Origin of the sequence: Mobiluncus curtisii subsp. curtisii ATCC 35241, assembly GCF_000146285.1 — a bacterium.
In the GTDB taxonomy this organism is placed as follows: domain Bacteria; phylum Actinomycetota; class Actinomycetes; order Actinomycetales; family Actinomycetaceae; genus Mobiluncus; species Mobiluncus curtisii.
The window spans coordinates 785,271-803,721 of the sequence record NZ_GL385912.1 but is presented as its reverse complement, the minus strand read 5'-3'; the positions used below and the strand labels follow the sequence as shown (position 1 = coordinate 803,721).

Here is an 18,451-nt window from a genome sequence, read left to right as displayed (position 1 = left end):
GCTGCTTGGGAACCTACCCTGAAAGGCTAGCGCGACGCCTTAGTCCGCGGTCATCGCCGTGACGGCATCGGAGGCGCCCAAGACCGTAACTTTCTGGTTCTGGCTGGCTTTGTTTGGCAGGTTAAACAGCGCCACCACCGTGTGCGTCTCAGTTAGGGTCGAAGCAGCGGTCGTTTTTCCGGTGTAGGCCTGAGCTAGGGCAGAAAGCTGGAGTTTCCGTGGGGATTTCATGGTCAAGTCGTAGTTGAGAGTTGCCATGACCAGGGCTCCACCGTCCGTGGTGCCCAGCGAGATGAATCCGTCGGTGGCAGGTCGGGCGGCCATGCTGAATTCCAAACCGCGGTTTTGCTGAGAGATAGTGGCATAGTCCGCGCGTCGTTTGGCGAAAGTTGCCGCGAAAGAATCATTTTCGGTGTCAAAAACGTCTTTGGTGCTGTTGGGGTCGTTCAGGTAGCCGGCGTAAGTCCGCGCCAAGGTTCCGGGCGCCATCGCAAAATCTTTGGATTTCGCCGCGGGGCGTGGCGAGCCGACTTCAGGCTTGAATGTCGCGGGGAAACTCGCTTTGGGAAACAGCTTTGTGTAGCCCCACACGGCGTAGTTAGTGCGCGGTGAGGATTGGACCAGACCGAACACGTACAGGGGCTGTCCCTCCGCTGAGGGCGAAACTGTAAAGGCGTAACGCGGCCAGTCTGAATCCTGCTGCACCACTGCGACCTGGGGATTTGCCAGGGGGAGTGACCCCAGGTTCGCGCCGCGGGTCGCGTTGGTCATCATGTATTCCCCGTTGCGCATCCGCAGAGCCGGGTTGACGAAGCGGCTGGTGAGTTGCTGTTGGTCTTTTGCGCCGTCTGCGGCGGTGGCGGCGGCGTTTGCCTCCGTGGTGATTTTTGTGATGCGCTGCTGGTCCAAGGCGGGCGGCTCATTGCCGGCTTTCGGGGAGGTCACCAGGGTGGGGGTGTAGGAACAAGCGGTCAGGGCGAGCGCGGTTGCACCAGCGGTCAGCAGGGCGGTCAGTTTATTCTTCATGAGTGTCCTCCGTCTCGGCGTCTTTCGGTTCCTCTTTTTCCGCGCGACGCCGCGTTTTTTTGGCACGCCGAGTTCGATTTTCGGCTTCTTCCGCCATCCGCAGGGAACGCCGGGTGGGATGGACTGCCGGAATCACGCCGGTATCTGTGGGGGCGTCGCCGGTGACCGCGGAAGTGACCTGACTGGCAATCTGGCGTGCCTGATCCTTTTCCAAAGTATCTAAGCGTTTGGCGCGCGAACGTCGTTCGGACAGCACCAGCAGCGTCAGGAAAGTTCCGATGGCTCCCGCGCCGATAATTCCCACAATGACCAGCAGAATTCCCCAGAAACTGGAGGGTTCGTGCTTCAGTTTCCACTTCAGCTCCAGCTGCGGTCCTGCCGCTTTGGGGGTGTGGGCAGCTTTGCTAGATTTGTCGGATTTGTCTGGTTTGTCAGGAGGATTCACCAAAAAAGCCACCGCGCTCCAGCGGTTATCGCTGAGCTGCCAGGTCAGGGAGGCTTTCCCGGTGCCGCGAGCGCTTTGTTTCCAAATGTCTAAGGATGTTAGGTCTGCGGTGTCGCTTTGTGCGGGGGTAGCTAATTGTTGAAAGCCATCGGGCAAAGTTTGTTCGCCAGGAGCAGAATCAGTTTTTTTCGCTTTAATGCTTCGGGAAGCCAGTTGGTTATCGGCTTTGAAATCGGTGAGTTCTAAGTGGTCGACGGACTTGGCGAAAGCCTGGGCGTCGGCAGTCAGGGCGATTCCTAAAAAGACTTCTTGTTTTGCGGGACCGGTGGCACGAATCGTGACTTTATCTCCCGTAGATTCCAGCAAATTTTTCCCCGTCAGGACGACTGCTGCCCGAGTCGGTTCACTCTGAAACGCCACATTCGCGCTGGGGCGCAGGAAAGTCAGGCGAGAGATCCCGGCGAAAGCCACCAAAAGCGAGAGAAACAGCAGGGCAATGCTGAGATAACGGGCAGTGCGATTCGATGACATGAGTCTCCTCGAAAAATTTGAAACCGGGCTACCATTTAACTTTACCGAGAATGGCGACGCACAGCGACTTAGCCATGTCATAAAGGTTCGTGTAAATAGTTAATCAGGGGTTGTTTCGTTATAGACTTAGGGTATCGTTATACTAAGTTTGGCGGGGCAGGTTAATTTGCCCGTTGGTTGACGTCTTTAGGAGGACTCACAAGTGACCGAAGAGCAGACAGATTTTCCAATCGTGATGCGCGGATACGACCGCGTTCAGGTTGACCTGCAGATTCAAACTTTAATGACGGCTTTGGCTGAGGCTCGCCGTGAGGTCGAAACCCTCGACGCGCGTAACGCCACCCTGGCTGGGGATTTGGGTGAAGCTCAGCGTCGTCTAAAGGAAAGCGACAAGTCCAGCTATACCGGTCTGGGTGAGCGCATCGAACAACTGCTGCGGTCGGCTGAGGAACAGTCCACTACCGTCATCAATAAGGCGAATGCTGACGCGGAATCCCTGTTGGAAAAGACCCGCTCTAACACGCAGCGCCTGACCCAGCGCGCCGAAGCCGAAGCGGCTTCGATGCTGGCTGAGGCTCGCCGTGAAGCTGAGGAACGCACCACCCAGGCAGAAACCGAAGCGGAAACCGTGCTTACCAACGCCCAGCACCGCGCTGATGAACTGGTCGCCGCGGCGGAACGTGAAGCCGCCTCCTTGCGCGCCGAGGTGAACACCCAGGTCAACGACCTGCGGGCCACGGCTGACCGTGAAACCGAGTTGCAGCGCGCCCAGGCCGAAAAAGATTACGTCGAGGCTCGGGTAAAGGCTGAACAGGAAACCACCGCCCTGCGCAACGAAGCCGCGACGGAGATTCAAGAGCTGCGCGAGACCGCTACTGCTGAAGCCACCCAGGTGCGTGAACAGGCTCAGCAGATGGCAGAAAAGCTGCTCGCGGAAACCCGCGCCGAAGCCGACAAGATTATCTCTAACGCTCGTGCCGAAGCCGAGCGTCTGCGCGCCGAGTCCGAACAGGCTCGTCAAGACACCGAAACTGAGATTGCCTCCGCTCGTGCCGCCGCTCGTGAAGCCGATGCACAGGCTCACGAACAGGCTCGTGCCGAAACCTCCGCGATGGTCGCCACCGCGAAGGCTCAGGTTGCTGACGCTGAGAAGCACCTCGGTGAGACGTTGCAGCGTGCCGAGCGCCTGCTGACCGATACCGATGCTGTGGTGCGTCGCCGTCAAGAGGACGCCCGCCGCACTGCCGAAGCGACCATCTCGGCCGCGGAAGTCGAAGCGCAGCAGTTGCGCGAAGCGGCTCGTGCCGAAGCCCAAGCCGAGCGTGCCGCCGCGCAGCGCACGGTCGAAAAGCTGGAACGTCAGCGCGAATCTGTGGCCGCCTACCTCGACGAAATGCGTGGTCTGTTGGGGTCTCGCGCCGCCGATGCCATCTCTGGCTTGCAGGCTCTGGAAGAGGAAGAAGAGACGCGCGAACCGGTCGAGTTGCCCGCCGACGTGGACGCTTACGCTCTGCCGGAAGAAGCCAGCGAATAATCTTTTTTCATGACACCCCCAAGTTTTGGCGGCCCTTAGGGGTCGCCAAAACTATATTTTGAGTTAAGATTTTCGCAAATAGGTGACTCCCACAGTAGAATTGGACTGTGAAAGCTATACGAAGATTTACTGTCCGATCCGTTCTTCCCGAAAATTTGAAGCCAATTGGAAATTTGGCTCAAAATCTGCGCTGGTCTTGGAACCGGCCTTCCCGCGATTTCTTCGCGTCCTTAGATCCGCAAGTCTGGGAGGAAGTCGGTCACGATCCGGCGGCTTTCCTTGGTTCGATTTCAGTGCAAAAGCTGGACGAATTATCCGCAAACCCGGACGTTGTAAACCGAGCCGCGGAATTGGAACGCGACTTGAGTGATTACCTGGAAAAGCCGCAATGGTTCCAGTCCGAGTTCAACAATGCTGACAAGCCCAGCGCGATTGGGTATTTCTCAGCCGAGTTCGGGGTAACGGCTGTGTTGCCTCAGTATTCCGGCGGTCTGGGGATCCTGGCAGGCGACCATTTGAAGTCTGCTTCTGACTTGGGCGTCCCGATTATCGGCGTGGGTCTGCTGTACCAGGCGGGCTACTTCCGCCAGTCCCTGACTCGCGAAGGCTGGCAGCGTGAATCCTACCCGGTTATTGACCCGGATAACATGCCGCTGACTCTGCTACGTGAAAACGACGGCACCCCCGCGCTGGTGGACGTGCCTCTGCCCGATCACCGTACTTTGTATGCACAAGTGTGGGTCGCGAAAGTGGGTCGTATCGCCCTGCTGATGATGGACTCTGACGTGGTCAAGAATGACGAGGCTGCCCGCCTGGTTACAGACCGTCTGTATGGCGGGTCGAAAGATCACCGCATGGAACAGGAACTGCTGCTGGGCGTGGGTGGCGTGAAAGCCCTGCGCACCTACAGCCGTTTGACCGGCGCGCCGACTCCCGAGGTGTATCACTGCAACGAAGGTCACGCCGGATTCATGGCGGTGGAACGTATCCGCGAGCTGATGACCGGCGAGGAACATCTCGATTTCGGCACGGCTATTGAAGGGGTACGTTCCGGCACACTGTTCACCACCCATACGCCGGTTCCTGCCGGTATCGACCGTTTTGACCGGTCCCTGGTACAACGCTACTTGGCGCCGATTGAGATTCCCGGCGTGACCACCGATCAGCTGCTGGCTCTGGGTGCGGAAACGTACGAGGGCGGGGATCCCAACGTGTTCAATATGGCGGTTTTGGGCTTGCGTATGGCGCGCATGGCAAACGGTGTCGCGCAGCTGCACGGCAAAGTCTCACGCAGCATGTTCCACCAGCTGTGGCCCGGTTTTGATGTTTCAGAGGTGCCCATCACCTCTATCACCAACGGGGTACACGGTCCGACCTGGACCGATGGTCGCTTGGCGCAGCTGGCGCGCAAGCACCAGGAACCCGGCGAACACGTCAATACCTACCGCTGGGCGCGTCCTCCGGAGGAAGGCGGCGTCAGCGATGAGGAACTCTGGAATTTGCGCCGTGAACTGCGTGAACAGCTGGTGCTGGATGCGCGTCGGCGGGTGCGTGAGTCTTGGCTGGAACGCGGGGCATCCCCTGCTGAGCTGGATTGGACGAACCGAATTCTCGATCCTGACGTCTTGACCATTGGTTTTGCTCGTCGCGTACCGACTTACAAGCGTCTGACGTTGATGATTAACAATCCGGAACGCTTGGCGTCCATTTTGACGAATAAAGAGTGCCCGGTACAGATCATCGTGGCAGGGAAATCCCACCCGGACGACGAACAGGGCGTCAGCTTGATTCAGCGTCTGGTGGCTTTCGCTGACCAGTACGACGTGCGTGACCGCATCGCTTTCCTGCCCAACTATGACATGGACATGGCACAAACCCTGATGCCCGGCGTGGACGTGTGGCTCAACAATCCGCTGCGCCCGCTGGAAGCCTCCGGGACTTCCGGCATGAAGTGCGCTATCAACGGTGCTTTGAACCTGTCCATCTTGGACGGCTGGTGGGACGAAATGTATGACGGTCGCAATGGCTGGGCCATCCCCACTGCTGACGGAGTCGATGACCCGGAGCGCCGTGACGCTATCGAGGCCGAAGGTCTGTACAACCTCATTGAGAACACGGTCGCCCCGCGCTTCTACGATCGAGACGAAAACGGGATTCCGCGCAACTGGATGGAAATGATACGTCACACGTTGGCGACTTTGGGACCGCGCGTACAGGCGCAGCGAATGGTCAGCGAGTATGTGGAAAACCTCTACACTCCGGTTGCTGCGTCCAGTCGAGTGCTGAACGGCACGGGTCACCAGGCAGCTCGCGATTTGGCAGCCTACAAGGCGCGGGTGCGTTCGGGCTGGAACCAGGTCGCGGTGAAACACGTTGACGCCAAGGTCGGCGATGTCGCCACCGTGGGGGACAGCGCCTCGTTCTTTGCTGACGTGCAACTGGGGCATCTGCATCCTGAAGACGTGGAGGTGCAGTTGTTGCTGGGGCGTGTGACATCTAACGATGACCTGTCCGGTTTTGAGGTCTTGGCGATGCAGGCAGAACATGCTGAAAACGGTGTGGTTTCTTACCGCCTGGAGACTCGATTGAACAATGCCGGTCCGCTGGGATACCAGGTTCGTGTGGTGCCGACCCATCCCTTGATGGCGGGCTACACCGAGCTGGGTCTGGTGACCAATGCGGAGCGCGCCGCCGATAATCCGGAGACGCACTTCTATTTCGGTAACTAAACTTGCGAGATTGACCGCATTTTGCCCGGTCGGCTGGGGAAACCCAGCCGACCGGGCTTTTCTATGCCTGCGGGCGTTCGAGTCGCTGTTTGTTGGGGGATACTCGCTGGGGTGTGAATATAAGGTGAAAATAGGGCAGTAGCTGCCAATAATGGCAGCTACTGCCCAAATACCACCTTATAATCTCCGCACACCCCCGATGCCGAGGGATTTTTCGCGAAAACTGGGCAAGCCGGCGCGTCAATGGAACGAACGGTCAAAAATTCGCCATACTGTCGATTAGATAGATTGGCTCACGGAAAGGACCGGCGGTGGGGAAACCAAATCGCGTGGAGATAGTAGGAAAACTGGCGGCTCTGTTTCAGGCGCGAGGTTATACCGGTGCGGGCATGGCAGAGATTTCAGCAACGACCGGATTGGGACGCGGCTCGCTCTATCACCTGTTTCCTGATGGTAAAGCACAGATGATGCGGGAAGTCCTGGTGGCAGTGGAACATGACTTTCAAGCCGCCGTGGTGGCACCGCTAGAAGCGGGGGATGTCACCGGGATGTTCACCGGAATCTTGGCGTTTTTTGACCACGGCGAGAAACAGAGCATTTGGGGCAAACTTGTTCATGACGCTGCTGCTCGTGATTTTGCGCCGGAAGTGCAGGCGCATTTCAACACATGGCGTGCCGCGCTGACGAAAGCGCTGCTCAGCCTCGGTGTGGATCGTGGCTTGGCGGCTTCACTGTCGGAACGCACCTTGTCCGGGGTGGAAGGTACGCTCACGCTGGCAGCAGGTTTTGATGATGCCGGAGCGCTTTCCCGGGGCTTGCGCACTATGTCGGCAGAGGTCACGAATGCTATTGCCGCAGCTAGCGGGTCATCCGGAAAAACGTCTCACACCAGGAAATCTGCGGCTAAACCCGCAGCCAAACCGGCGGCTAAGCCAGCGACTAAACCTGCTCGGAAACCTGCCGCTAAGTCAGCTGCTAAGCCCGCGAGCCGAACTTCGCGAAAGACTGCTGCTGCCAAGCCCGCGGCAAAAAAGGCTAGTAAAGCAAAGTAGCCAGCTTCGAACGTATCTGCGGGACCAGCGGATTATCGCCCAGAATCGCGAAGTACTCGACCAATCGCGCTCGTGCCGCGTCGCGATCTTCGCCGCTGGTTTCTGCCACGACTGCGAGCAAGCGGGACAGTGCCCCGGCGGCATCTCCCGCATTCATCTGGGCATCCGCGGCTTCAAGCTGTGCTGCTACTTCGCCGGTTGCGGTCGAACCAGCTGTCTCGGTGGCAGGCTTGGCTTCTGCCGAGCGGGCTTGCAACCGCACTTTTGCCAGCAGCGGATTCACCTTGCTAGATTCACCGGGGTTGGCTTTCAAATAAGTCTCTAACGTCTCGATCGCCTGGTCATAGTCGCCCTGGGCTTGAAGTTTCAGCGCGGTTTCAATTTCCTCAGGCATCGCGGACGGCGCGTCCGGAGCCGGGGTGGCAGTCCCGGTGACTCCGTTGGCGCCGGCTTGCCCAGCCGTCTCGGCTCCGTCAATCTCAACGCGACCCGTGACACCTTCCTTTTGCGCCAACGCAATGACCTTGTTGATGACTTCCTGCACGGACGAAGCGGGCAAGGCGCCGTTAAACAACGGTGCGGGCTGCCCGTTCATCAGCAAGAATACGGCGGGAATGCTCTGCACCCGGAATGCCTGACCAATGGCGGGGCTTTCGTCAACGTTGACCTTTGCCAAAGCGACGCGCCCGCCTGCCTGCTGTACCGCCTTTTCCAGAATGGGTCCCAGCTGACGGCACGGAGCGCACCAGGGCGCCCACATGTCCAAAAGGAACGGAACTGTCTTGGAAAGCTCTAGCAGCTGGGAAAATGTTTCATCAGTGACATCACGCACCAGCGGCCCCGGAATTGTTTGCGGCGTGCCGGAACCGCCCGAACCAGCTTCGCCATCTTGACCAGCGGGAATATCGTGCAGTTCTGCGGGAACGTTCATGTCTGTGCCTCATCTTTCCTAAATCGGACCGCGTGACCAATCAATCAAGTCAGTCTAGTTGATATTTAACCCGTTAAGCCTCGACGGTATCAAGTCCAAGCGGGGAAAATCGCGGAGCGCTTAAAACTGTCCGGGTATTGACTCCAGCTGGCTGGATTTCCGCAAATGCGCTTCGAAACGCCAGATTTTTTCACAAGTGAGGTTCCGCCCTTGACGTTATCGTCCCGCCCGTCCCGTTCGCCTTGTTCGCCACGTTCGTCCCGTTCGCCTTGCTCGCCTTGCCCGCCACGCTCGCCGTGCTCGTATTTGTTCGCGCTGTCTCCTGGCTCTGCTCGCCTCACCAGGCGCTCCAATCCCCGCGTGCCACCCCTCCCGGCGTAGCCCCACCTAACCAAGGAAAGCCTTAGGTTCGTTGAAATAACGCCAAAACCCCCGTAATTTGAAATCGGATAAACAGTACTGGACGGAGATACGGGGGTGACGCATCATGAGTAATCATTTGGCGCACAAACGTAGCGAACAGTCGTGCGAAGTGGATGAAAAACACGACCAGTCGGCAGTGACTTCCTCGCGTCTCAATCGGCTGCGAGCTGCAGTCTTGGGAGCTAATGACGGTATTATCTCGACCGCGGGCGTGGTCGTGGGTGTGGCGGCAGCGAACCCGGAAAACACGATGGCGATTGCGACTGCTGGCATTGCGGCGGTGGTCGCGGGGGCATTGTCGATGGCGGCAGGCGAATACGTCTCGGTGTCCACCCAGCGCGACACGGAAAAAGCCGTGGTGGCAAAGGAACGCCGTCTGATTGCCCAGGACCCGGACCGGGAATTTCAGGGTCTGGTGGAAAACTACATCGAAAAGGGTTTATCCCGCGCCACCGCAACCCTGGTCGCTCAGGAGTATTCTGCCCACGATCCGGTCGAGGCTCACGTCCAAGCCCATTACGGCTTGAGTTCTGAGGAATTCACTTCGCCCTGGGCGGCGGCTTTTTCCTCGGCGGTTTCCTTTATGGTCGGCGCGCTGGTACCACTACTGGCGATTCTGTTGCTCAATGGTCCGTGGAAAATCGAAGCCACCTTCATCCTGGTGATGCTGGCATTAGCGCTGGTCGGCTGGCTTTCGGCATGGCGCGGCGAGGCTCCGCGGCTGCGGGCGGTGATTCGGGTCATGGTCGGGGGTGCCCTGGCGATGATTGTCACCGGCGGAGTCGGTCATTTCGTGGGGGCTGCTGTTTAGGTTCACAAGGGCGTTGCGCCGGGTTTCCGGGTGGTCTCAGTTTCTCGCGGCGGGGGTGTGCTGGTTGGGCATCGACGCTGCCTCCGGCTTTCCGGAAGCCGCGTGTACCCCTGCTGGAGCGACCATAATTTCCCAGGTTTTGCTTTAGAATTTCAGATGTGAGCGAGACGACGAATTCTGCGGGCAATTCTGACGCCAAGAAACCGGGGCGCCATTCCACTTCTAACACTCGTCCGTCGACGAAGCCGTCGGCAAAGCCCCCGTCCAGCCAGCCCAGTAAACCGGCTGCCGCCCGCAAATCTCGCCCCACCACTGCCAAGCCGGCAGCAAAATCCGCGGGACGTAACACAAAATCAACCCCGACTGCGACGGCAAAATCCGCGGCGGCAAAGTCCACCGCTGAAAAATCCACTGCGGCAAAAACCGCAACCCCGACCCCGGCGGTTCCGGCACCCTCCGCAAACCTTTACCACCTGCCTGCTGACGCGGAACTAAACCGTATCAGCGTCACTGAGCTGCGTCCCACCGTAGAGGACGGGCTGTTCCCGGCAAAAGCCGCGGTCGGTGAGCTGTTCCCGGTCCACGCCACCGTGTTTGTAGACGGGCATTCCCTCTTTGGCGCCGACGCGGTACTGTTGCGCCCCGTTGATCCGAAACGCCGCGGCGAAGAGGGCTATGACCTTTATGCGCCGGCGGGCAGCCCCGCGGGCGCTCCTGACCCGGACGACCCAACCGCTTGGGAAATCGTGGATCGCGCTCGTATGTATGAAATCGGCGCTGGTGAAAACCAATTTGAAGCTTGGCTCCAGCCCGACACCGTGGGACGTTACGCTTTCGCGGTCGAGTCGTGGATTGACGCTTATGGAACCTGGGTGCATGACGCCAATGTGAAAATTCCGGCGGGCATTGACGTGGAGCTGACCCTGGAGGAAGGCGCCCGCCTGCTGGAACGCGCGATTGCCGGCGAAGCGAAACCCGCCCACGGTTCGGCTCGTGACACCGCGTCTCCCGCTGAACCACTGCCCCCGGCTGACGTGGCAGTGCTGCAAGGCGCGATTGCGGGCTTGCGTGAGCAAAAGCGTCGCCCCCAGGTGCGTCTCTCGGCTGCCACAAACGAGCTGGTCGCGAACATTTTTGCAGAGAATCCGCTGCGGGATTTGGCGACGCGCACGAAACTGTGCCCGCTGCGGGTGGACCGGGCACGTTCCGTGGCAGGAGCGTGGTACGAAATCTTCCCGCGCTCCATCGGGGCATATTACGGGTCGGATGGTCGAATTGTGCCGGGGACCTTGCGCACGGCAGCGGAAATCTTGCCCGAGGTGGCTGCCGACGGTTTTGATGTTATCTATCTCACGCCCATCCACCCGATTGGGCACGCTTTCCGTAAGGGACGCAACAACGCCCTGGTGGCAGGACCTCACGATCCCGGCTCGCCGTGGGCGATTGGTAACGAGCATGGGGGCCATGATGCGGTCGACCCGGCTTTGGGCGGAATTGCGGCGTTTGACGAGTTTGTCGCGGAGGCGCAGCGCAACCACCTGGAGGTTGCGCTGGATTTTGCCCTGCAGTGCTCTCCGGACCACCCGTGGGTAAAGGCTCACCCCGAATGGTTTTCGGCTCGGGCTGACGGCTCGATTGCTTACGCCGAAAATCCCCCCAAGAAATACCAAGACATTTATCCGCTGAACTTTGATAATGACCCGGACGGGCTGTATGCCGAAATCCGGCGGGTAATCGAGTTTTGGATTGACCATGGGGTCACGATTTTCCGCATGGATAATCCACACACTAAGCCGGTGCGGTTCTGGCAGCGCTTGGCGGCTGACTTGCACCAAACCCACCCCGAAGTGGTGATGCTCGCGGAGGCGTTCACCGCTCCGGCGATGATGCGCGGGCTGGCAAAAGCGGGGTTCCACCTGTCTTACACGTACTTTACGTGGCGCAACACAAAGGCGGAGCTGACCGAGTACTTCGAGGAACTGGCTTATGAAACGGCGCACGTGCTGCGCCCGGCGCTGTTCCCCATGACCCCGGACATTTTGACCGACTATATGACGGCTGGGGTGGGAGCGTTTAAAGCGCGTGCGCTGCTGGCTGCCACCGCCGCTCCGACCTGGGGAATCCTCGGGGGCAGCTACGAGTTTTGCGAGCATGTGCAGCGTCCGGGCGTCGAGGAATCCATCGACAACCCGAAATATGAGGTGAAAGTCTATGACTGGGCGGCGCGTGACAAGTACGGCATCGCCTCCCTGTTGCGCACCTTGAACGCGGCTCGCTCCGCGCATCCCGCACTGTTGCAGCTGCGTAACATCAAGTTCCACGCTATCGAGAACGACGCCATCATTGCTTTTTCCAAGCATATTGACGCGGCGCATTCCCCGACCGGTCGGGCGGACACGGTGCTGGTCGTCGTGAACCTGGATCCGCATCACACTCAGTCCGGCTGGGTGCACCTGGATTTGCCGTCACTAGGGTTGCGCCCGGAGGAGTTCCCGGAGGTCGCCGCGCCCGGTGAGGGGCAACGCTTGTTTGTGGTGCATGATGAGCTGACTGGCGGTGAATATACCTGGGGGACGGATAATTTTGTGCAGCTCAATCCCTCTACCGGTCCCGGTCATATTTTCAGTTTCAGCCCCATTCCACAGTGAACCCAAACACTAGCACAGCAAAATGTGACAGAATTACCTCATGGCTAAAATCACCGTTTCCCCGGAACTTTTGAACCAGGTCGCCTACGCGAACTACTACTCTCCGCACTCGGTGCTGGGACCACACTCGGACGGCGAGGATGTCACCATCCGCACCGTGCGTCACATGGCGCAAAGCGTCACCATCGTCACCGAACACGGTGACTTCCCCGCGGAACATGAACAGGACGGGGTGTGGGTGGCAGTCATCCCGCACGCCGAAGTCGAGGACTACCGGGTGAAAGTCACCTACGGTGATCAGGAAGTCTTGGGGGACGACCCCTACCGTTTCCTGCCGACCTTGGGTGAAATGGACACTTACCTGATTTCAGAAGGGCGTCACGAGCGTCTGTGGGACGTTTTGGGTGCTCATTTAAAGGAGTACCAGGGTCCGCTGGGGGTCGTGAAAGGCGTGGCTTTCGCGGTGTGGGCGCCGAACGCACAAGCCGTAAAGGTCGTGGGGGACTTCAACTTTTGGGACGGGTCGGGGTGCGCGATGCGCAGCCTCGGGGCATCCGGGGTATGGGAGCTGTTCATTCCCGGTGTCGAGATAGGCGCGCGCTACAAGTACGACATTAAAGGTCCCGACGGGAACTGGCGTCAAAAGGCTGACCCGATGGCGCGCGCTACGGAGATTCCTCCCGCCACCGCCTCGGTGGTCACTGACCAGTTCCACACTTGGAACGATGCGGAGTGGATGGAACAGCGCGCCACGAACGTGGACACCCATCCGATTCATACCCAGCCTATGAGCATCTACGAATGCCATATCGGCTCGTGGAGAGAAGGCTATGGCTACCGTGACCTGGCGGAACACCTGGTGCCTTACGTTAAGGAAATGGGTTTCACCCACGTGGAGTTCATGCCCGTGGCGGAACACCCCTACGGGCCGTCTTGGGGGTATCAATGCACGTCATACTATGCTCCGACCGCCCGGTTTGGGACGCCTGACGACTTCCGTTACCTGGTGGATGCGTTGCACCAAAACGGGATTGGGGTGATTTTGGACTGGGTTCCGGCGCATTTCCCCAAGGATGACTGGGCGCTGGCGGGGTTCGATGGCACGGCTCTGTACGAGGACCCCGATCCGCAGCGCGGTCAGCACCCGGACTGGGGGACATTGGTATTCAACTACGGTCGGCGTGAAGTGAAGAACTTCCTGGTCGCTAACGCCCTGTACTGGATGGAAGAGTTCCACATTGACGGTCTGCGGGTGGACGCGGTGGCGTCGATGCTCTATCTGGATTATTCCCGTAAAGAAGGTCAGTGGCACCCGAACCAGTACGGTGGACGGGAAAACCTCGAGGCTATCGCCCTGCTGCAAGAAGTCACCGCGACCTGCTACCGGGTCTGCCCCGGCACGGTCATGATTGCCGAAGAATCGACCGCCTGGCCCGGCGTCACCCAACCGACTTCCGAGGGGGGGCTGGGTTTTGGTTTCAAGTGGAACATGGGCTGGATGAATGACACCTTGCGCTACTTGGCAGAGGACCCGGTCAACCGCAAGTGGCATCACAACGAGCTGACGTTTAGCCTGGTCTACGCCTTTTCAGAGAACTTTGTGCTGCCGCTGTCCCACGATGAGGTCGTGCACGGCAAAGGCTCGTTGCTGTCCAAGATGCCCGGCGATTATTGGCGCCAGTTGGCAGGATTGCGCCTGCTATTTGCTTACCAGTGGACGCATCCGGGCAAGCAGCTCATCTTCATGGGCTCCGAGTTTGGTCAGGGCGCGGAATGGAATTCGGGGGCATCCTTGGATTGGTGGCACCTGGACATTCCCGAGCATCAGGGGATTCGTCAACTGGTCACCGATTTGAACCACCTGTATGCGTCCAACCCGGCGCTGTGGTGTGATGACTATCGCGGGTTTGAGTGGATTGAGCCCAGCGATGCTGACCATAACTTGATTACGTATCTGCGCCGGTCCGTGGCGGAATCGGATCCTTTAGGGATTGAATCGGGTCACTTGCTGGCAGTGGTGGCGAACTTTAGTGGCAATCCTCATGATCCGTTCCGGGTCGGACTGCCGTTCGCTGGTCAGTGGGACGAGGTGCTAAACACGGACGCTGAAGTTTACGGCGGCTCCGGCGTGGGTAACCTGGGTCAGGTCACCGCTGAGGAGATTCCGTGGAATAACCGCCCCTGCTCGGTATCTTTGCGGATTCCCCCGCTGGGTGTCGTGATTTTGCGCCCCGCCGAGGACAACCCGTACCGCCCGCGTTAGGGGCGTTGCAGCGCGCGCCCCAGAGGGCGCTCCTGGGATTTTGCGCCATAGTCAATGAGGCAGGTGCACGAGTGACCGATTTCGCCGGGGAATTCGGGTGTATGTACGCCGGGGTGTAGGTAAAGCCGCAGGTGATGGTCATTTGCTACTCGAAGTTCTGGTCGGGGGTGCGTTGAAATCGGTCGTTCGTGCAAGCAATAATCTGTCCAAAATACGAGTTATCCACAAGTGACAAATCAAAGCTTGCATAAGCTAAAGATGTATAACATCATCAAATGCATGAATGACACTGTGCAGGAGTATCTGGAAGACCAGGGTGGGGTAGCCACTATGGGAGCAGCAATCAAAGCCACCAGCAGGCAGAAAGTCAGACGTGCCTTAGAGTCGGAACTGGTATTGCGTCAAGGACGCAGCACACTATTTCTACCCTCTGTTGATTCTCGGGTGGTCGCTGCCTTCGTTCACCGAGGCTGTCTGACTTGTGTGAGCGCATTAGAGATGATGGGGGTAGCTCTTTGGAAGAACCCCGAACGTATTCACTTGGCGGTGAGCAAGGACTATCACAGTCGCCATTCCGGCAAGTTCCTGTTGCATCGCGAGAAATGGTTGCATTCCGCGAAAAGTGGATTCCGGCAGACCTTCCCAGGAGGCTGTCAAGGTTATGCTTACGCAGATGATTGCTATTCCAGTCCGTATTTAGCCAGCCCGCTGAACGCGACTCTTCGAGCCTTGCAGTGTGTGCACACCCACATGGAGAGAGTGGTGATACTGGATTCAGTTTTAAACAAACGCCTGGTAAATCGAGAAATACTGGATAATGCCGTCGCTCACCTTCGCCGCTCAGCGATTCAGGCAGCCCTAGAGGATTGCGATGCGGCAGCCCGGTCGCCACTGGAAACTGTGGGGCGTTTACAGCTCCGAGAGCAGCTCTACGCGGAAGTTAAAACCGGGGTGACTTTAAAAGGTATAGGTGAGGTGGATTTTTTAATCGGTAATCTCATCGTGGAATTTGATGGCTATGAATATCACTGCGGTCGTGCTGAGTTTGATAAGGATCGCGCTCGATCTCGTGAAGCGTTGCTGCGTGGTTTCGACACCATGCGTTTTACGTATAACGATGTGATAAGCGGTCGATTCTTAGACCCGATACAGCGCTATCTGGTCCGGTGCGGTGCATGAACGACCGATTTCGCCGGGGAAAACGGGTGATTGTACGCCGGGCTGTCGGTAAAGCCGCAGGTAATGGTCATTTGCTGCCCGAGGTTCTGGGTGGGAGTGCGTTGAAATCGGTCGTTCGTGTCGGAGAGACAACCGCTCTAGGTCTAGCTGTGACCTAAATCACACCTATATTTCTCGGTGTTGTGTAAGAATGTCTCGAGCCTTTACATATAGAGGTTGTTAGCAAGGTTCCTGTGTCCCTTTAAGCTGATAGCCACGGGGTGCGCTGGGTTCCTTGGTTCCGGGGAAGTCCTCGGAAGCGTGAGGTCCTATAAACCGCGAGAATTCGCGACTCTGGGTCTTTCGCAGTATTGACAGAACACTTGGGTGGTGTAAACTTTTCCTGGGTGCTTCCGTCCTGGATCACCTGGGTGGTTTAAAAAATTCCACCCTTTATTACCCAGAAGAAGGGTTTATTTGAAGATGAATTTGAAGAAGAAGTTTGTGATTGGTGCTGCTTCGTTGGCGCTGGTTGCTGGCATGGGCGTCGCTCCCGCGATGGCTGCTCCGGCTGATATTTCGGCTAATCGTTGGGCGGGTCCGGATCGTTACGATACCGCTATTCAGGTTGCCTTGAAGGGCTGGGCTGACAAGAATGGTGAGAATCCGTCCGCTGCTACGGTTTACGTTTCTAACGGTGCTTCCTTGGTGGATGCTATCGCTGGTGGCGTGTTGAAGAATGGCCCGATGTTGCTGGTGAACGGCGATAAGGCAGTGCAGTCTAAGGTTGCTGACGCGATTAAGAAGCTCAATGCTGGCAAGGTTATCGCTTTGGGTGGTACCGGTGCCGTGTCTGATGAGGCTTTGAAGGCTGTGGCTGGTACCGCCACGACTGAGCGTATCGCTGGTGCGGATCGTTTCGAGACTGCCGCTAAGATTGCGGAGGCTGCTAAGAAGCAGGGCGTGTCGGTGAATCGTGTGTACTTGGCTAATGGCCAGACTTTGGTTGATGCCTTGGTTGGCGGTCAGCTGAAAGATGGTGTGATTTTGCTGACTGATGGTGCTGACAAACTGCCGGCTGCTACTGCTAAGGCTTTGAACAAGATTGGTGGTGGCGCTTCCCTGTACGCTTTGGGTGGTACTGGTGCTGTGTCTGATGCGGTCTTGAAGAGTGCGGCTGTGTCTCAGACCATTCTGATTGATTCTTTCTTGGAGGATAACAAGGCTGCTGTCGAGGCTTCCGCTAAGGCTGATTTGGCTGTGAATGGCTGGGTCAAGGTCAACGGCGCAACCCAGGACCAGTTCACTGACGCTCTCAGTGCTACCCCCACTACGAAAGCTAAGATTGCTGCGACCTGGCCGAAGGTCGACGCTGCCCTAGCCGCCAACCCCAACGTCAATGGCAAATCATGGTATTTGAAGAATGATGCTAATGGTCAGGCGACGAAAGAGACTTACGCTAACGCGATTGCTGATGCTTCCCCGACGGAGAAGCTCGAGTCCGGCGCTGAAGCCACCGCCTACCTGGGTACCACCAAGGCTGTCGCGGCCGCTCAGGAGGTCGCTGATGACGCTAAGACTGACGTCACAGCTGGCACCTTGAAGGGCAAGCTGGTCGCCGCTACCGGTATTATCAACGCTAGTGCTGATGCTTTGTTGGATGAGGTCATCAACGACGGTACTAACGGCAAGAAGGGCTTGGGTTCTGTTCCTACTTTGACTGATGTTCAGAATGTGTTCCCGGATGTGACTGCTAAGACTACTGGTATGGAGTTCGTGACTTCTATCGGTTTGGATCCTGCTAATTTGAAGACCGACATCGCTGGTCAGACTAAAGTGTTGGATTCTGCTTTGAAGGCTCAGGTTGCTAAGTTGCAGGCTGATGCGGCTGCTGCTGGTAAGGCTAATACTGCTGCGATTAAGGCTAAGACTAAGGCTTCTGAGGCTCTGGACAAGCTGATTCATGGTGGCGCTGTGAACTACAACGTGAATCGTCTTGGTGGTGCGGATCGTTTCGAGACTGCTGTAAAGATTGCTAATCACGTTTATGGTGAGAAGGGCGAAAAGTCTGATCCGACTCGTATCTACTTTGCTAACGGCATGTCTTTCGCTGACGCGGCTGTCGCTGGTTACATTGATAACTCGAAACGTCCTGGCCCGGTGTTGTTGGTCAACAAGGATTCTGTTCCTTCCGTGACTGGTGAGCAGGCTCTGGCTTGGGACAAGGCCGTGGATTACGTGCGTAAGAACGTGACTTTCATTGGTGGTACTGGTGTTATCTCTGACGAGAACGGTGCTGCCGAGCTGGAGAAGCTCGCCCCGGCCACCGCTGCTTCCGGCAAGGTTTCTTTCGGAACCTGGGATACATCTGCCACCAAGGTAGCTGAGATTGCTGTCACCACGAAGGATATGCCTAACGGTTCTACCCTGAGCATCGAGTGGTACGGTCGTACCGGCAATGCCGGCACCGGTGATTTGCTGGCTGCTACCAGCACTTTGGGTGGTGCTACCGTGCAGTCTGCTACCACTACTGTAGACCAGGATGGCAAGGTCAAGATTATCTTCGCTGCTGTTCCTAGCCCGACTTCCTATGTCCGTGTGAAGGTTACCGCTAAGAACTCTTCTGGCGAGGTCATTACCGAGACCTACTCCACTTGGACCGAGGTCAAGTAGTCTCAAACCAGGATTCGTTCTGAATACTGACTGAAAACTAGATAAACGCTGTGCTCCGGGACCTCACGGTCCTGGGGCACAGTTGTTTGTAGAACCGCGCCTTGACCCGTGAACAGCCCGCACACGCGCATGACCAATAAAACAGTGGTCTGGCTGGGTCACCCGCTACCACGTATTTAGCTTTTCCGGTCGTCTAGGGCTGTAAAAACTCTTTGCCGGGCTGGTCA

Annotated in this window: 12 protein-coding genes; 8 read left to right on the top strand and 4 right to left on the bottom strand. The window is 57.8% G+C overall.

Features of this window, described 5'->3' with window-relative positions:
- Nucleotides 1–39: 39 nt before the first annotated feature.
- Both HMPREF0574_RS03585 and HMPREF0574_RS03580 read right to left on the bottom strand, forming a co-directional pair.
- The gene (locus HMPREF0574_RS03585) at nt 40–1,026 is read right to left on the bottom strand and encodes a hypothetical protein (RefSeq protein WP_004007327.1); all 987 of its coding nucleotides are present in this window, start codon (nt 1,024–1,026) and stop codon (nt 40–42) included.
- Nucleotides 1,016–2,002: a hypothetical protein gene (locus HMPREF0574_RS03580; protein WP_004007326.1), complete on the bottom strand. Its 987-nt coding sequence runs from the start codon at nt 2,000–2,002 to the stop codon at nt 1,016–1,018. Before HMPREF0574_RS03580 ends, HMPREF0574_RS03585 begins: the two co-directional genes overlap by 11 nt.
- Nucleotides 2,003–2,204: 202 nt before the next feature.
- Here HMPREF0574_RS03580 and HMPREF0574_RS03575 point away from each other — a divergent pair, with 202 nt between their 5' ends.
- The 3 genes from HMPREF0574_RS03575 to HMPREF0574_RS03565 all read left to right on the top strand — a co-directional run bounded on the left by HMPREF0574_RS03575 (nt 2,205) and on the right by HMPREF0574_RS03565 (nt 7,317).
- Nucleotides 2,205–3,536 (top strand): DivIVA domain-containing protein, encoded by a 1,332-nt coding sequence (locus HMPREF0574_RS03575; protein ID WP_004007325.1) that lies wholly within the window; start codon nt 2,205–2,207, stop codon nt 3,534–3,536.
- Between the two features lie 107 nt (nt 3,537–3,643).
- Nucleotides 3,644–6,265, top strand: coding sequence for an alpha-glucan family phosphorylase (gene glgP / locus HMPREF0574_RS03570; protein WP_201625882.1), 2,622 nt, complete (start codon nt 3,644–3,646; stop codon nt 6,263–6,265).
- A gap of 311 nt (nt 6,266–6,576) precedes the next feature.
- On the top strand, nt 6,577–7,317 hold the full coding sequence (locus HMPREF0574_RS03565; RefSeq protein ID WP_004007322.1) for a TetR/AcrR family transcriptional regulator: 741 nt from the start codon (nt 6,577–6,579) through the stop codon (nt 7,315–7,317).
- On the opposite strand, the gene HMPREF0574_RS03560 is transcribed toward HMPREF0574_RS03565, so the two are convergent.
- Both HMPREF0574_RS03560 and HMPREF0574_RS03555 read right to left on the bottom strand, forming a co-directional pair.
- The gene (locus tag HMPREF0574_RS03560; RefSeq protein WP_004007321.1) at nt 7,301–8,248 is read right to left on the bottom strand and encodes a tetratricopeptide repeat protein; all 948 of its coding nucleotides are present in this window, start codon (nt 8,246–8,248) and stop codon (nt 7,301–7,303) included. The genes HMPREF0574_RS03565 and HMPREF0574_RS03560 overlap by 17 nt on opposite strands.
- Before the next feature lie 89 nt (nt 8,249–8,337).
- Nucleotides 8,338–8,589, bottom strand: a complete 252-nt coding sequence (locus tag HMPREF0574_RS03555) for a hypothetical protein (RefSeq protein ID WP_036324879.1) — start codon at nt 8,587–8,589, stop codon at nt 8,338–8,340.
- A gap of 146 nt (nt 8,590–8,735) precedes the next feature.
- Between HMPREF0574_RS03555 and HMPREF0574_RS03550 the strand changes: the two genes are divergently transcribed.
- From HMPREF0574_RS03550 to HMPREF0574_RS03530, 5 genes are all read left to right on the top strand, one after another.
- Nucleotides 8,736–9,482 (top strand): VIT1/CCC1 transporter family protein, encoded by a 747-nt coding sequence (locus HMPREF0574_RS03550; RefSeq protein WP_004007319.1) that lies wholly within the window; start codon nt 8,736–8,738, stop codon nt 9,480–9,482.
- 158 nt (nt 9,483–9,640) lie between these two features.
- Complete coding sequence (locus HMPREF0574_RS03545) at nt 9,641–12,130, top strand: maltotransferase domain-containing protein (RefSeq protein WP_004007317.1); 2,490 nt, start codon at nt 9,641–9,643, stop codon at nt 12,128–12,130.
- A gap of 40 nt (nt 12,131–12,170) precedes the next feature.
- Nucleotides 12,171–14,393, top strand: coding sequence for a 1,4-alpha-glucan branching protein GlgB (gene glgB, locus HMPREF0574_RS03540; RefSeq protein ID WP_004007316.1), 2,223 nt, complete (start codon nt 12,171–12,173; stop codon nt 14,391–14,393).
- A gap of 279 nt (nt 14,394–14,672) precedes the next feature.
- A complete protein-coding gene (locus HMPREF0574_RS03535; RefSeq protein WP_236585828.1) occupies nt 14,673–15,572 on the top strand; it encodes an endonuclease domain-containing protein in 900 nt (299 codons plus the stop codon).
- Nucleotides 15,573–16,034: 462 nt separating this feature from the next.
- Entirely contained in the window at nt 16,035–18,224 is a 2,190-nt protein-coding gene (locus HMPREF0574_RS03530) for a cell wall-binding repeat-containing protein (RefSeq protein WP_004007313.1), read from the top strand.
- The last annotated feature ends 227 nt before the right edge of the window (nt 18,225–18,451 follow it).